Source organism: Salinarimonas ramus (assembly GCF_014645695.1).
Lineage (GTDB): Bacteria > Pseudomonadota > Alphaproteobacteria > Rhizobiales > Beijerinckiaceae > Salinarimonas > Salinarimonas ramus.
Genome location: NZ_BMMF01000001.1, coordinates 423,879 through 436,499 on the forward strand (window position 1 = coordinate 423,879; position 12,621 = coordinate 436,499).

The window sequence follows — 12,621 nt, forward strand, 5'->3', positions numbered from 1 at the left end:
CATCGTCCGGAGCACGGGGCGCGAGCATGGGGATCGGTACGGCGCGAGCGAGGGCGGCCGGGATGGACGCGGACGTCGTGGTCGTCGGCTCCGGCATGGTCGGGGTCGGCGTGGCCGTCGCGCTCGCAGAGCGCGGCCTCGACGTCGCGGTCGTCGATCCCGGCGATCCGCGGGCGCGCGCCTCGTTCGGCAATGCGGGCGTGCTGGGCCGCGGCTCGATCTTCCCGCTGGCGTCGCCCGGGGTGCTGCGCAAGCTCCCCGCCTACGCGCTGGGGCGCGACCCGTCCGTACGCGTGCGGCTGCGCGCGCTCCCGTCGTGCGCGCGCTGGCTCGCGGGCTTCGTGCGCGCCGCCAACGAGCGCCGCTGGCGACGCAGCGCCGCCGCGCTCGCGCCCTTCGTCGCGCTCGCGCCCTCGATGCACGAGGCGCTCGCGGCGCGCAGCGGAGCGGGACAAATGATCTCCCGTAGCGGCTACCTGCGGCTCTATCGCGACGCGTCCGCGCCGGCGGCGGCGAAGACGGAACGCGCGGTACTGGCGGAGCACGGGATCGCGGCGGAGGCCCTCGACGCGGCGGACCTGCGCGCGCTCGAGCCGCATCTCTCGCCGCTTTTCGTCGCCGGGCTGCTCTTTCCCCAATCCGCCTCCGTCGACACCCCCGGCGCCCTGCTCGCCAGCTATGCCGCCCATGCCGAGGGGATCGGCGTGCGGTTCGTCGCGAGCGTGGCGCGCGCCGTCCGCCAGGAGGAGGACGGCGTCGTCGTGGAGATCGAGGGCGGACGCCTGCGCGCCGGGCGGGCGGTGATCGCCGCGGGCGTGCGCTCGGGGCCGTTCGCCGCCGCGCTGGGATGCGCGGTCCCCCTCGTGGCGGAGCGGGGCTACCACCGCACGCTCTCCCTCGCCGGCAACGCCGTCCTCGGCAGGCCGGCACACGACGCGGCGGGCGGCTACGTCATGTCGCCCATGGACGGTGGCGTGCGCATCCACAGCGGCGTCGAGCTCGCGCGCCCCGACGACCCGCCGAACCACGACCAGATCGATCTCGCCACCGCCGAGGCCCGGCGCAGCCTGCCGCTGGCAGGCGAGGCGGGCGAGACCTGGATGGGCAGCCGTCCTTCGACGCCGGACGGCCTGCCGGTGATCGGCTTCGCGCCGCGCGCGCATCGCGTCGTCCTCGCCTTCGGGCACGGTCACATCGGCTTCGCCACCGGCCCGCTCACCGGGCGCCTCGTCGCCGAGCTGCTCGCCGGCGAGACGCCGAGCGTGCCGCTCGCGCCCTTCGCGCCCGATCGGTTCCGATCGTGGCGCGGTGCCGGGTAGCCGACCGATGCGAAGGCGTATGCGGCCGATCCGTGTTGACTTTGCGGAAGCCCGCGGAGGACACTTTCGCTTCCGCGGCCGAAGAATGCCGCCAGAGGGGAGAAGAGCATGTCCATCAGGTCCGGGATCGTCGGCGCGACGACCCTCGCGCTCGTCGGCCTCGCGCCGTTCGCGGCGCTGTCCCAGGAGATCACGGTCGCGATCGGGTCGGAGCCCTCCACGCTCGATCCGCATCTGCGCGACGACGGCGGCGAGCGGCAGGTCAACGACAACATCTACGAGACCCTGATGGCGCGCACGCCCGAGGGCGAGCTCGTGCCGAGCCTCGCGGCCGCGCCGCCGACGCAGATCGACGACCTCACCTGGGAGTTCGACCTGCGCGAGGGCGTGCGGTTCCACGACGGCGAGCCGCTGACCGCGCAGGCCGTCGTCGAGAGCGTGGAACGCGTGATCGACCCGGCCAACAATTCCGAGCAGATGGCGTATTTCGGCACGATCGCCGGCGCCGAGGCGGTGGACGAGGACACGGTGCGCATCCTCACCTCCGGCCCGGACCCGGTCCTGCCCTCGCGCATGTACTGGCTCAAGATCGCCTCGCCCGCGCTCATGGGGAGCGAGGCGATCGGCTCCGAGCCGGTGGGCACCGGTCCCTACCGCTTCGTGTCCTGGTCGCGCGGCAACGACATCGTGCTCGAGGCCAACCCCGATTACTGGGACGGCGAGCCCGACGTGAAGCGCGTGACCTATCGCTTCGTCGGCGAGGCGGGCACGCGCCTGTCTGGCCTGATGGCGGGCGAGTTCGACGTCGTCACGAACCTCCTGCCCGAGTTCACGGGGACCGCGCCGAAATCCGCCTCCGTGCCCGGCCTCGAGACGTCCGTCCTGATCCTCGGCACCGACAACGAGGCGACGGCGGACCCGCGCGTGCGCGAGGCGCTCAACCTCGCCATCGACCGCGAGGCGATGGCGCAGAGCCTGTTCCAGGGCTACGCCGAAGTGGCGCGTGGGCACCACGTCAACCCGCGCGCCTTCGGGCACGTCGCCGACCTCGAGCCCTACGCCTACGACCCGGAGCGCGCCCGGGCGCTCGTCGAGGAGGCCGACGCCGTCGGGCGCACGGTCGTGCTCGTCGGCGAATCCGGTCGCTGGCTCAAGAGCCGCGAGCAGATCGAGGCGGTGGCCGCCTATTGGGCCGAGATCGGGCTTTCGCCCGAGATCCGCGTGCAGGAATTCTCGCAATACCTCGATTCGCTCATGGGCGACGGCCCGCGGCCGGACGCGATCTTCGTGGCGAACTCCAACGAGCTCCTCGACGCCGACCGCGAGGCGTCCTTCATCTACCACATGGACGGCGCGGCGGCCTCGAACTCCGACGCCGAGATGGCCGCCTGGATCGACGAGGCGCGGGTGACGACCGACGTCGCCGCGCGCGAGGCGCTCTACGAGCGGATCTTCCGCAAGGGCCGCGACCTGCACTACACCGTGCCGCTGTTCAACCTGCAGGACATTTACGGCCTGTCGGAGCGCATCGACTGGCAGCCGCGCATCGACGCCAAGCTGATGATCGACGAGATGTCGGTCGAGTGAGCGGCCGGTCGAGGCGGAGGTCGCCGTGGGTGGCTACGTTCTGAGGCGCCTGTGGCACGGCTTCCTCGTCGTCTTCGGCGTCACGGCGATCGTCTTCGTCGTGACGCGCCTGTTCGGCGATCCGGTGGCGCTGATGCTGCCGCTCTCCGCGAGCGCGGAGCAGCGCGCCGCCTTCGCCGCCGAGATCGGGCTCGACCGGCCGCTCGTCGTCCAGTTCGCCTGGTTCGCCCGCGACGTGCTCACGCTCGATTTCGGCATGAGCCTGTGGCAGCGCCGCCCGGCGATGGAGGTCGTCTTCGAGCGGCTGCCCGCGACGCTGCTGCTGATCGGGGCCGCGCTGGGAACCGCGATGCTCCTGGCGATCCCGCTCGGCATCGCGGCGGCGCTGCGGCCCGGCGGTCTCGTCGACCGGCTCGTCGTGACCCTCGGGCTCGTCGGCCTGTCCATGCCGCAATTCTGGCTGGGGCTCCTGCTCATCCTCGTCTTCGCCGTCAACCTGCGCATCCTGCCGACGTCGGGCAGCGGCACGCCGGCCCACCTCGTCCTGCCGGCGCTGACGCTGGCGCTGACGCCGCTCGCGCGGCTGACCATCATGCTGCGCTCGGCGCTGATCGAGGAGCTCGCCAAGCCCTACGTGAAGACGGCGCGCGCCAAGGGCCTCTCCGCCGGCCGCGTCTTCGGGGTGCATGCGCTGCGCAACGTCCTCGTCGGCTTCCTCACCCTGGCCGGATGGGAGCTGATCGTGATCCTCGCCGGCTACACCGTGGTGGTGGAGACGGTGTTCGCCTGGCCGGGCCTCGGCCTCACCGCGCTGCAGGCGATCCAGCGCGGCGACCTGTTCCTGATGCAGGCCATCGTCTTCACCATCGCCATCCTCATCGTCGTCATCAACATCGCGCTCGACGTGGCCTTCAAGCTCGTCGACCCGCGCATCTCCCTCGAGTGACGCGATGAGCGACGCCGCACCCGGGCGCGCCCGCCGCGGCGCCGCGATCCTCGCCCTCGCCGCCGAGCTGGCGCGCGACCGGCTGGCGCTCGCGGGCCTCCTCGGGCTCGTCCTCGTCGTCGTCGCGGCGATCTTCGCGCCGCTTCTCGCGCCCTACGATCCCGCCGCGCAGACCGTGCTCGCGCGCTTGCGCCCGCCGGCCTGGCTCGCGGGCGGGGACTGGTCGCACCCGCTGGGCACGGATCATCTCGGGCGCGACGTGCTCTCGCGGGTGATCCACGGCGCGCGGGCGACGATGCTGATCGGCGTCGGCGTCGTCGCGCTCGCCGGCACCTTCGGCGTCGCGGTGGGGCTCCTCGCCGGCTATGTCGGCGGGCGCGTGGACGGCGTGCTGATGCGCGTCGTCGACGTGCAGATCTCGTTTCCCGGCATTCTGCTCATCCTCCTCATCGTCTCGGTGCTCGGCCCCAGCACGACGACGATCGTCGTCGTGCTCGCCGCGACGAACTGGATGGTGTTCGCGCGGGTCACCCGCGGCGCCGTGCTCTCGGCGCGGCGATCGGGCTATGTCGAGGCCGCGCAGATCGCGGGCTGCCGGGACGGGCGGGTGATCGTGCGCCACATCCTGCCCAACCTCGTCTCGCCGCTCTCGACGCTGGCGATCCTCGAATTCACCAACGTCGTCCTGGCGGAGGCGGCGATCTCCTTCCTCGGGCTGGGCGTGCAGCCGCCCGCCACGAGCTGGGGCCTCGACGTCGCGAGCGGGCGCGACTACGTCTTCGTCGCGTGGTGGCTCGTGACGTTCCCGGGCCTCGCCATCATGGCGACGGTGCTGTGCGCGAACCTGCTGGCGAGCTGGCTGCGCGTGACCGCCGATCCGCAGGAGCGCGAGAAGCGCTTCGCCCGCGCCCTCGCCGCTCGACGCGGTCGCGCGCGCGCATCGCGCGAGGGAGAGCGGACGCCGTGACCGCCGCGCTCTCCCCGGTCGAGCCGCCCCTGCTCGAGATCGACGCCCTGAGCGTGACCTTCGACACGCGCGCGGGACCGGTCGAGGCGCTGCGCTCGGTCAGCCTCGTGGTCGAAGCCGGCGAGACGCTGGGACTCGTCGGCGAATCGGGCTGCGGCAAGAGCGTCACGGCGCAAGCCGTAATGGGGCTCGTCGACGTTCCGGGGCGGATCTCCGGCGGCGACGTGCGCTGGCGCGGCCGCAGCCTCGTCGATCCGCGCAACGCCCGCTTCGCGCGCTCGCTGCGTGGGCGCGAGATCGGCATGGTGTTCCAGGACCCGATGACCTCGCTCAACCCCCTGATGCCCATCGGCGCGCAGATCGGGGAGGTGCTGACGCGCCACCTCGGGCTCACGAAAGCGCAAGCGCGGGCGCGCGCGGTGGACCTCCTCGCCGCCGTGGGCATCGGCGCGCCGCGCACGCGCGTCGATCTCCATCCCCACGAGATGTCGGGGGGCATGCGCCAGCGCGTGATGATCGCGATGGCGATCGCCTGCGAGCCGGCGCTCGTCCTCGCCGACGAGCCGACGACGGCGCTCGACGTCACCGTCCAGGCGCAGATCCTCGACCTCTTGGCCGACCTGCAGCAGCGGCTGGGCATCGCCATCGTGCTGGTCAGCCACGATCTCGGCGTCGTCGCCGGCCTGTGCCATCGCGTGGCGGTGATGTATGCAGGCCAGGTGGTCGAGAGCGCCGGGGTCGAGGACCTGTTCGCGCGCCCCGCCCACCCCTACACGCAGGGCCTGCTGCGCTCCGCGCCGCGCCTCGACGACGCGCCCGAGCGGCTCGTGGGGATCGAGGGTGCGCCGCCGAGCCTCCTCGATCCGCCGCAAGGTTGCGGGTTCCTGGCGCGCTGCCCGATCGGGGACGCCGCCTGCGCCGTGCCGCCGCCCGCCCGTCCGGTGGGGCCGGGGCGGCTCGCCGCCTGCGTGAGACCCTTCACCCCGGCGTGGGGCGACGACCGATCCGTCATCGACGAACGAGCGGAGGCGCGCCGATGAGCGTCCCGCCGCCCGACTCGACCGACGACCCGCTGCTCGCCGTTCGCGACCTCGCGGTGCGCTATCCGCTGCCCGGCGGCTTCTGGCGCCGTCGCAGCTTCGAGGCGCTCGACGGGGTCGGCTTCGAGATCGCCCGGGGCGAGACGCTCGGCCTGGTGGGCGAATCGGGATCGGGCAAGACCACCATCGGCCGCGCGGTGCTGCGGCGGGTCGAGGCGCATCGCGGGGAGATCCTGTTTCGCGGCCGCGACGTCACGCGGCTGCGGGGCGAGGCGCTGCGGCGCCTGCGGGCGGACGTGCAGGTCGTGCTGCAGGACCCCTACTCGAGCCTCAACCCGCGCATGCGCGTCCTCGACATCGTGGCCGAGCCGCTCGTCGTGCACGGGCGCGCGGCGAGCCGGGAGGACGCGCGGGCGCGGGTGACCGAGCTGCTCGATCTCGTCGGGCTGCCGAAGGACGCCGTCGACCGCTTCCCCCACGCCTTCTCCGGCGGGCAGCGCCAGCGCATCGGCATCGCGCGCGCGATCGCGCTCGAGCCGGCGCTGATCGTCGCCGACGAGCCGGTCTCCGCCCTCGACGTCTCCGTCCAGGCGCAGGTGGTCAACCTGCTGCAGGATCTGCAGGCGCGGCTCGGCGCGAGCTACCTGTTCATCTCCCACGATCTCGCGGTGGTGCGCCATATCGCCCACCGCGTCGCCATCCTCTACGGCGGGCGGATCGTCGAGATCGGCCCGCGCGACGCGATCTTCGAGAACCCGCGCCACCCCTACACCCAGGCGCTGCTCTCGGCGGTGCCGATCGCCGATCCGGTTCGGCAGCGCGCGCGGCGCCGGCTGGTCCATGCGGGCGAGCCGCCGGACCTCGCAGCGCCGCCGCCGGGCTGCCGCTACCAGGCCCGCTGCCCCCTCGCCGACGCCCGCTGCCGCGAGGTGTCGCCGCCGCTCGCGGCGCTCGCGCAGGACCACGCGGTGGCGTGCTGGAAGCCGCTGTGACGTCGGTCAGCCGCGCTCGAGGGTCAATCGATGAAGCCCATGAGACGCGGCAGGCCGAGGCTGAGCAGCGGGAACGCGCTGAGCGCCACGAGCGCGATCGTGAGGGCGAGCCAGGGCATGAAGGCGCGCCGCGCCACGGCGACGAAGGGGCGCCCGGCCACAATCGCCGCCACGAACAGCGTCGCGCCGAAGGGCGGCGTGATCAGGCCGATGGCGCAGTTGAAGACGATGATCACGGCCATCTGGTGCGGATCGATGCCGAAGGCGCCCGCGAGCGTCACGAGCACCGAGCCGAGCAGCAGGATCAGCGCGATGCCCTCGACGAACATGCCCAGCAGCATGAGCACGACGTTGACGGCGACGAGGAAGGCGAGCTTCGTCGTCAAGACGCTTCCCAGCCAGGCGGCGAGCCGGTCGATGTCTCCGCTCGTCGCCGCGAGCCAGTTGAGGATGTTCGCCGTCGCGACGAGGAGCAGGAGGCCGGCCGAGAACGTCGCCGCGCGCACGAGGATCGCCGGCAGCATGCGCGGCTTGAGCTCGCGATGGACGAGCATGCCGATCGCGAGCGCATAGACGACGGCGGCGCCCGCCGCCTCCGTCGGCGTCATGACGCCGCCGATGATGCCACCCAGGATCAGCACGGCCATGCCCATGGCCGGCAGCGCCGCGACGAACGTCGTGCCGACTCGCGACGCGGAGAACGGCTCCACCGCCGCCGCGAGCTCCGGCTTGCCGAGCGCGTGCCGATAGGCGACGAGCATGAGGAGGGCGCAGGCGAGGAGCCCAGGCAGCACGCCGGCGAGGAAGAGCGCGCCCACGGACAGGTTGTTCTGCACCGCGATGACGACGAGCATCAGGCTCGGCGGGATGATCTGCGCCAGCGTGGCGGAGCCCGCGATCAGCGCGGCGGCGAAGTCGATGTCGTAATTGCGCTTGCGCAGCTCCGCCTGCAGCACCGTCGTGACCGCGGCGGCGTCCGCGCTGCCCGAGCCCGACATGGCCGCGAGCGCCGTCGAGGCGACGACGGCCACCATCAGCAAGCCGCCGCGCACCCATCCGACGAGCGCGCTCGCGAAGTCGACGATCCGCCGCGACAGCCCGCCGGCCTCCATCAGCAGCCCCGACAGGACGAAGAACGGGATCGCGAGCAGCGTGAAATTGTTGAGCCCCGTGTAGAAGCGGTGGGCCACCACGACGATCGGGACGTCGACGGCGACGAGGACGTAGAGCGCCGCGACCGAGCCGATGGCGAGCACGATCGGGACGCCCAGCGCCATCAGGACGAGGAAGGCGAGCGCGACGACGATCATCTCGCATTCCCCTCCCCCGTGGCGTCGGCCCGTGGCGCGAGGCAGCGCATCGCCAGCTCGATCCAGAAATACGAGACGCCGATCGGGAGCGAGACGTAGATCCACCACATCGAGATCTGCAGCGTCGGCGCACGCTGCCGGGCGCCGAGCTCGAGGAGCGCGAGGCTCCCCCAGAGCAGCATGCCGAGGAAGACGGAGCCCGCGACGAGGACGAGCAGCCGGCGCACCCGCTCCATGGCGGGCGAAAGACGCGAGCCCAGGAGATCGACCGTGAACAGCGCGTCGGCCCGGCAGGCGAGGCCGGCGCCCAGCAGCACGAGCCAGACCTGGGCGAAGGTCGAGATCTCCACCGCGTCGGCGATCGGGAACGGCAGGAGATAGCGGCCGACCACCTGCACCGTGATCGCGACGACCATGATCGCGAGGCAGGCGACGGTCGCCGCCTGCATGATACGACGCATCACGTCGAGGACGCGCAGGAGCATGCGCGAGATGGCCGAGCCGACGCTCATTCTCGCACCGGATCAGCGCGCCGCGCGGATCTCGTCGAGCCAGGTCTTCTCGAAGTCGCTGGTCAGGAACTCGGCATAGACGCCGTCGACCGCCTCCTGGAAGGGCTCGCGCGGCGGCGTGGTGACGGTGACGCCCTCGGCCTTCAGCTCGTCGAGCAGGCGCGCGTCGCTCTCCTTCCAGCCCTCGATCTGGGCGCGGCCGACCTCGCGTCCGACGCGCTCGAAGATCGCCTTGTCCTCGTCCGAGAGCGCCTGGAAGGCGGCCTCCGACATGACGATGGGGTTGGAGTAGAACAGCCAGCTCACCTGGGCCCAATAGGGCGCGACCTCGTAGAAGCGGGCGGTGTAGTAGTTCGTGTTCGCGGCGTCGCCGCCGTCGACGACGCCCGTCTGCAGCGCGCCGTAGACCTCGGGATAGGCGATCGCGGTGGCGTTGGCGCCGAAGGCGGTGAAGGTCGCCACGTGGACGGGGTTCTGCACCGTGCGGATCTTGGCGCCTTCGAGGTCCGCCATCGCCGCCACGGGGAACTTCGTCATGATGTGGCGCGGGCCCGAGGTCATCATCCCCAGGACGCGCACGCCGCTTTCGGCGGCTTTCTCCACCAGCGCGTCGAAGAACGGGCCTTCGAGCACCGTCTCGTAATGATCGAAATCGCTGAACAGGAAGGGCATGTTCAGGAGGTTCATCTCGGGGACGATGTTGGCGAGGACGGCCGCGGAGGGTGGCGCCACGTCGACCGTCCCGAGCTGGATGCCCTCGACCACCTCCAGCTCGCCGCCGAGCTGCGAGTTCTCGAATATCTCCACGTTGTAGCGCCCGTCGGTCTCCTCGGCGATGCGATCAGCGAACATCTGTGCGGCAACGTGATTGGGATCGGCGATGGCGGAGAAATGGGCGAAGCGCAGCGTCTCCTGAGCGGACGCGGGGGTTGCACAGAGCCCGAAAGCCAAGCATGCAAAGCCGATGGCCGTTGACGTAGAGCTGCGTCTCATCGCCCGGGATCCCTTTCCTCGCCCGCGGAACTGTTCCACGGCTGCATCGTCAGGGATCGAACCACGGCGACGACCACGCGCGATATGCGAATTTTTGTGCGAAAAAGCCCAACTTGCTCTAGGCAGATGGAGGGGTGGCACGGCGACGAAGCCGATCGTGCGATGCCGCGCCTCGCGGGCACGATGCCGACGAGGGGCGTGTCCGCGCTGCGAGCGACCCGCCCCTCGACGTGCCCGCTCACCCGCCGCCGCGGGCGAGCCAGTCCTCCATCATCCGGATCTCCTCGCGCTGGTGGGCGAGGATCTCGCGGGCGAGCGCGCGGATCTCCGGGTCGTCGCCGTGCTCGAGCACGATCTCGGCCATCTCCACCGCGCCGAGGTGATGGGGAATCATGCCGCGCACGAAATCCTCGTCGACGTCGCCCGAGGGGTCGAGCACCATCGACTCGTGCATGCGCTCGTTCGCCTGCGCGAACAGAGCGGCGGCGGGATCGACGCTCTCCGCGACGCCGGCGGTGGAATCCACGTCGTGCGCCTGCGGCTCGATGGGCGCCACCGAGCCGTGGGGGTGCTCGGCATTGGGGGCGTGGGTCGCGATCTGCGCGCCGGGAGCGGGCTCGTAGCCCTGGCCGTAGAAGGCGAAGTGCAGGCCCCAATAGCCGACCACCATGACGACGAGCGCCGTCGCGAGCCCCGCGGGCACGCCGGCCAGACGGCGCTTGAGGGCGGGCACGAAGTGCACCTGCCGCTCGTGATCGGCCGCGATGACGAGGATCACCGCCATGATCAGCGCGTGCCCGACGAGGTCGATGCGTCCGAACGGGTAGACGGCTGCGGTGAAGATCACGAGGAGCGCGAGCGCCGAGAGGCGGCGCACGAGCGGCGTCCAGATCAGCCCGAAGCCCAGCGTGAACTCGGCGATGCCGGCCATGGGGATGAACACGTCGCGCGGCAGGCCGAAGGTGAGGAAGGGGCGCTCCTCCACGAGGGGATAGAACCAGTCCGGATAGGCGAACTTCTCGAGGCTCGACCACATCAGCGCGATCGCCACCGCCCAGCGCAGCGTCTCGAAGCGATGGCGCCGAAAGCGCTCGTTCTCGGACGAGGCGAGGACGAGATAGCCCGCGACCCCCAGCCCGAGCGCCAGGTAGTCGAGGAGGTGGAAGAAGTCGTAATCGCGCAGCGCCACGAGCCACAGCCCGACGATGCCCGCGGCGGCGATCGGCATCGTCCGGCGCGAGAAGACGCAAGCCGCGATGACGAGCTGAGCCCACGAAACCCATTCGCTCGGCGTCTGCAGATCCGGCGTCAGGTAGACGCCGCCCACCGCGAACACGGCGATGAAGAAGCCGCCGATGCACACGCGCATGAAATCGTCGAGGCGCCGATGCAGCGGATCGCTCGCCCGATCGAGGGCGGCGAGAACCGGCTCGCCGAGCCGGGAGCGCTCGACGGCGCGGGTCGCCAGGAAGAAGGCGAGGACGAGCGCGATGCCGGTCCAGAACCAGACGTTCGTCAGCGTAGCCTCGATCGGCTGCGGCGCGGCGTCGACGATGTAGGGCGCAAACCACTTCACGTGCGCCTGCGCCGGCACGGGAACGAGCGATGCGGCGGCGAACGCCACGCCGGCGATCGCGAGGGCGGCGGCCGACATCCTGTCGGCGATCGGGCGGCCCATCACGGCCTCCTCTCTTCTCGGCGCGGCCGTGCGGATGCGGCCGGCCACTCGTCTCGACGATCGGGCGAAAGGCTCCGCACGCCCGAGATTCTTCACGCGGGCAGGGAAAGCGCCTTCGGCCCGACCCCGAGCCCGATCATCAGGCTCCCCGCGATGCGCTCGGCGCGGTCGACGAGAAAGGCCGCCGCGCCCGGCGTGCAGACCTCGCGCGCGGTCTCCTCGAAGAGCGCGAGCCAGCGGGCGAACGCCGCCTCGTCGAGCGCCATGCCGGCATGGGCGACCTGCGGCTTGCCGTCGTAGCGGGCCGTGCCGCAGGCGATCGCCGACCAGAAGTCGACCATCTTGGCGAGGTGCGGCTCCCATCGCCCGGCGAGGCGCGGCGCGAAGATCGGACCGAGCACCGGGTCCGCCCGCACCCGCGCATAGAAGGCGTGGACGAGCCGCTCGACATCCGCCTCCGCGATCGACGCGCGCGGCTCGACGAGCCGGACGCAGGCACGGGTGGCGGTCTCGCGATGTGCGTTCATGGCGCGCTCCGAAAGAGGTGCTTGCGATACCCCTTTCCTCTACGCCCATGATTCAGGTATTGTCGATACCTGTTTTCCCGTAGGCCAGGAACGGAGCCGCCGCATGAAGCTGACCGTGCACACGGACTACGCCCTGCGGGTGCTGATGACGCTCGCGGTGCTCGACGAGCGGATCGTCACGATCGAGGAGCTGGCACGCCGCCATCGCATCTCGGAGAACCACCTGCGCAAGGTGGCGCAGACGCTGATCCGCATGGGACTCGTCGCGGGCGTGCGCGGGCGGGCCGGCGGGCTTCGGCTCGCCGTCGACCCGGCCGGCCTGCGGATGGGAGGCGTCGTGCGCGCGCTCGAGGAGGACATGAGCCTCGTCGAATGCCTCGGCGAGGGCCCCGCCGGCTGCGCGCTCGCCGGCGCCTGCCGGCTGACCGGCGCGCTGGCGCGGGCGCTCGAGGCCTTCCTTGCCGAGCTCGACCGGATCACGCTCGCCGACCTCGCCGGCCTACGCCCCGCCATGCGGGCGCGGCTCGGGATCGAGGGGCCGGGCCGGAGCCCGCTGTAAGCCCGGCGGCATTCGCGTCCGTGTCTCACCCTTCTCGCTCGAGCCCGCCCGGATCGTCGCCGGGCTGCCGGTACCGGGCGCGCTGCCCCCTCGCGGACGCGCGTTGCCTCGCCCCCGCTCGCGGAGCTCGCGACGGGCCACGCGGTCGCGTGCTGGAAGCCGATCACGAGCTAGCATTGCTGCCGAGCGTT

At 71.8% G+C, this 12,621-nt stretch carries 12 protein-coding genes; 7 read left to right on the forward strand and 5 right to left on the reverse strand.

From position 1 onward, the window contains the following. Window positions 1-62 precede the first annotated feature (62 nt). The 6 genes from IEX89_RS02095 (at window position 63) to IEX89_RS02120 (ending at window position 6,851) form a co-directional block, all read left to right on the forward strand. The gene (locus IEX89_RS02095; protein ID WP_188908993.1) at window positions 63-1,319 is read left to right on the forward strand and encodes an NAD(P)/FAD-dependent oxidoreductase; all 1,257 of its coding nucleotides are present in this window, start codon (window positions 63-65) and stop codon (window positions 1,317-1,319) included. A gap of 108 nt (window positions 1,320-1,427) precedes the next feature. Continuing rightward, the gene (locus IEX89_RS02100) at window positions 1,428-2,906 is read left to right on the forward strand and encodes an ABC transporter substrate-binding protein (RefSeq protein WP_188908995.1); all 1,479 of its coding nucleotides are present in this window, start codon (window positions 1,428-1,430) and stop codon (window positions 2,904-2,906) included. Window positions 2,907-2,931: 25 nt separating this feature from the next. Further along, window positions 2,932-3,852: an ABC transporter permease gene (locus IEX89_RS02105; protein WP_188908997.1), complete on the forward strand. Its 921-nt coding sequence runs from the start codon at window positions 2,932-2,934 to the stop codon at window positions 3,850-3,852. A gap of 4 nt (window positions 3,853-3,856) precedes the next feature. Then, window positions 3,857-4,819, forward strand: coding sequence for an ABC transporter permease (locus IEX89_RS02110; protein ID WP_188908999.1), 963 nt, complete (start codon window positions 3,857-3,859; stop codon window positions 4,817-4,819). After that, the gene (locus tag IEX89_RS02115) at window positions 4,816-5,859 is read left to right on the forward strand and encodes an ABC transporter ATP-binding protein (RefSeq protein WP_188909001.1); all 1,044 of its coding nucleotides are present in this window, start codon (window positions 4,816-4,818) and stop codon (window positions 5,857-5,859) included. The genes IEX89_RS02110 and IEX89_RS02115 overlap by 4 nt, the downstream gene beginning before the upstream one ends. Beyond that, window positions 5,856-6,851: an ABC transporter ATP-binding protein gene (locus IEX89_RS02120; protein ID WP_188909010.1), complete on the forward strand. Its 996-nt coding sequence runs from the start codon at window positions 5,856-5,858 to the stop codon at window positions 6,849-6,851. The genes IEX89_RS02115 and IEX89_RS02120 overlap by 4 nt, the downstream gene beginning before the upstream one ends. A 23-nt stretch (window positions 6,852-6,874) precedes the next feature. On the opposite strand, the gene IEX89_RS02125 is transcribed toward IEX89_RS02120, so the two are convergent. From IEX89_RS02125 to IEX89_RS02145, 5 genes are all read right to left on the reverse strand, one after another. Then, entirely contained in the window at window positions 6,875-8,161 is a 1,287-nt protein-coding gene (locus IEX89_RS02125) for a TRAP transporter large permease (protein WP_188909012.1), read from the reverse strand. Further along, window positions 8,158-8,673 carry a TRAP transporter small permease gene (locus tag IEX89_RS02130; protein WP_188909014.1) on the reverse strand — a complete coding sequence of 172 codons (516 nt, stop codon included), beginning with the start codon at window positions 8,671-8,673 and terminating at the stop codon, window positions 8,158-8,160. The genes IEX89_RS02125 and IEX89_RS02130 overlap by 4 nt, the downstream gene beginning before the upstream one ends. A gap of 12 nt (window positions 8,674-8,685) precedes the next feature. After that, complete coding sequence (locus tag IEX89_RS02135; protein WP_188909016.1) at window positions 8,686-9,666, reverse strand: TRAP transporter substrate-binding protein; 981 nt, start codon at window positions 9,664-9,666, stop codon at window positions 8,686-8,688. Window positions 9,667-9,904: 238 nt separating this feature from the next. After that, window positions 9,905-11,344, reverse strand: coding sequence for a CopM family metallochaperone (copM, locus tag IEX89_RS02140; RefSeq protein WP_244645054.1), 1,440 nt, complete (start codon window positions 11,342-11,344; stop codon window positions 9,905-9,907). 92 nt (window positions 11,345-11,436) lie between these two features. Beyond that, window positions 11,437-11,871 (reverse strand): group III truncated hemoglobin, encoded by a 435-nt coding sequence (locus tag IEX89_RS02145; RefSeq protein ID WP_188909018.1) that lies wholly within the window; start codon window positions 11,869-11,871, stop codon window positions 11,437-11,439. 103 nt (window positions 11,872-11,974) lie between these two features. On the opposite strand from IEX89_RS02145, the gene IEX89_RS02150 reads away from it, so the two are divergent. Further along, the gene (locus tag IEX89_RS02150; protein WP_188909020.1) at window positions 11,975-12,430 is read left to right on the forward strand and encodes an RrF2 family transcriptional regulator; all 456 of its coding nucleotides are present in this window, start codon (window positions 11,975-11,977) and stop codon (window positions 12,428-12,430) included. Window positions 12,431-12,621: the final 191 nt, after the last annotated feature.

Coding starts and splice junctions, on each gene's coding strand:
- IEX89_RS02095 (WP_188908993.1), top strand. CDS start 63: ATGGACGCGGACGTCGTGGTCGTCGGCTCCGGCATGGTCGGGGTCGGC.
- IEX89_RS02100 (WP_188908995.1), top strand. CDS start 1,428: ATGTCCATCAGGTCCGGGATCGTCGGCGCGACGACCCTCGCGCTCGTC.
- IEX89_RS02110 (WP_188908999.1), top strand. CDS start 3,857: ATGAGCGACGCCGCACCCGGGCGCGCCCGCCGCGGCGCCGCGATCCTC.
- IEX89_RS02120 (WP_188909010.1), top strand. CDS start 5,856: ATGAGCGTCCCGCCGCCCGACTCGACCGACGACCCGCTGCTCGCCGTT.
- IEX89_RS02125 (WP_188909012.1), bottom strand. CDS start 8,161: ATGATCGTCGTCGCGCTCGCCTTCCTCGTCCTGATGGCGCTGGGCGTC.
- IEX89_RS02130 (WP_188909014.1), bottom strand. CDS start 8,673: ATGAGCGTCGGCTCGGCCATCTCGCGCATGCTCCTGCGCGTCCTCGAC.
- IEX89_RS02135 (WP_188909016.1), bottom strand. CDS start 9,666: ATGAGACGCAGCTCTACGTCAACGGCCATCGGCTTTGCATGCTTGGCT.
- copM (WP_244645054.1), bottom strand. CDS start 11,344: ATGGGCCGCCCGATCGCCGACAGGATGTCGGCCGCCGCCCTCGCGATC.
- IEX89_RS02145 (WP_188909018.1), bottom strand. CDS start 11,871: ATGAACGCACATCGCGAGACCGCCACCCGTGCCTGCGTCCGGCTCGTC.
- IEX89_RS02150 (WP_188909020.1), top strand. CDS start 11,975: ATGAAGCTGACCGTGCACACGGACTACGCCCTGCGGGTGCTGATGACG.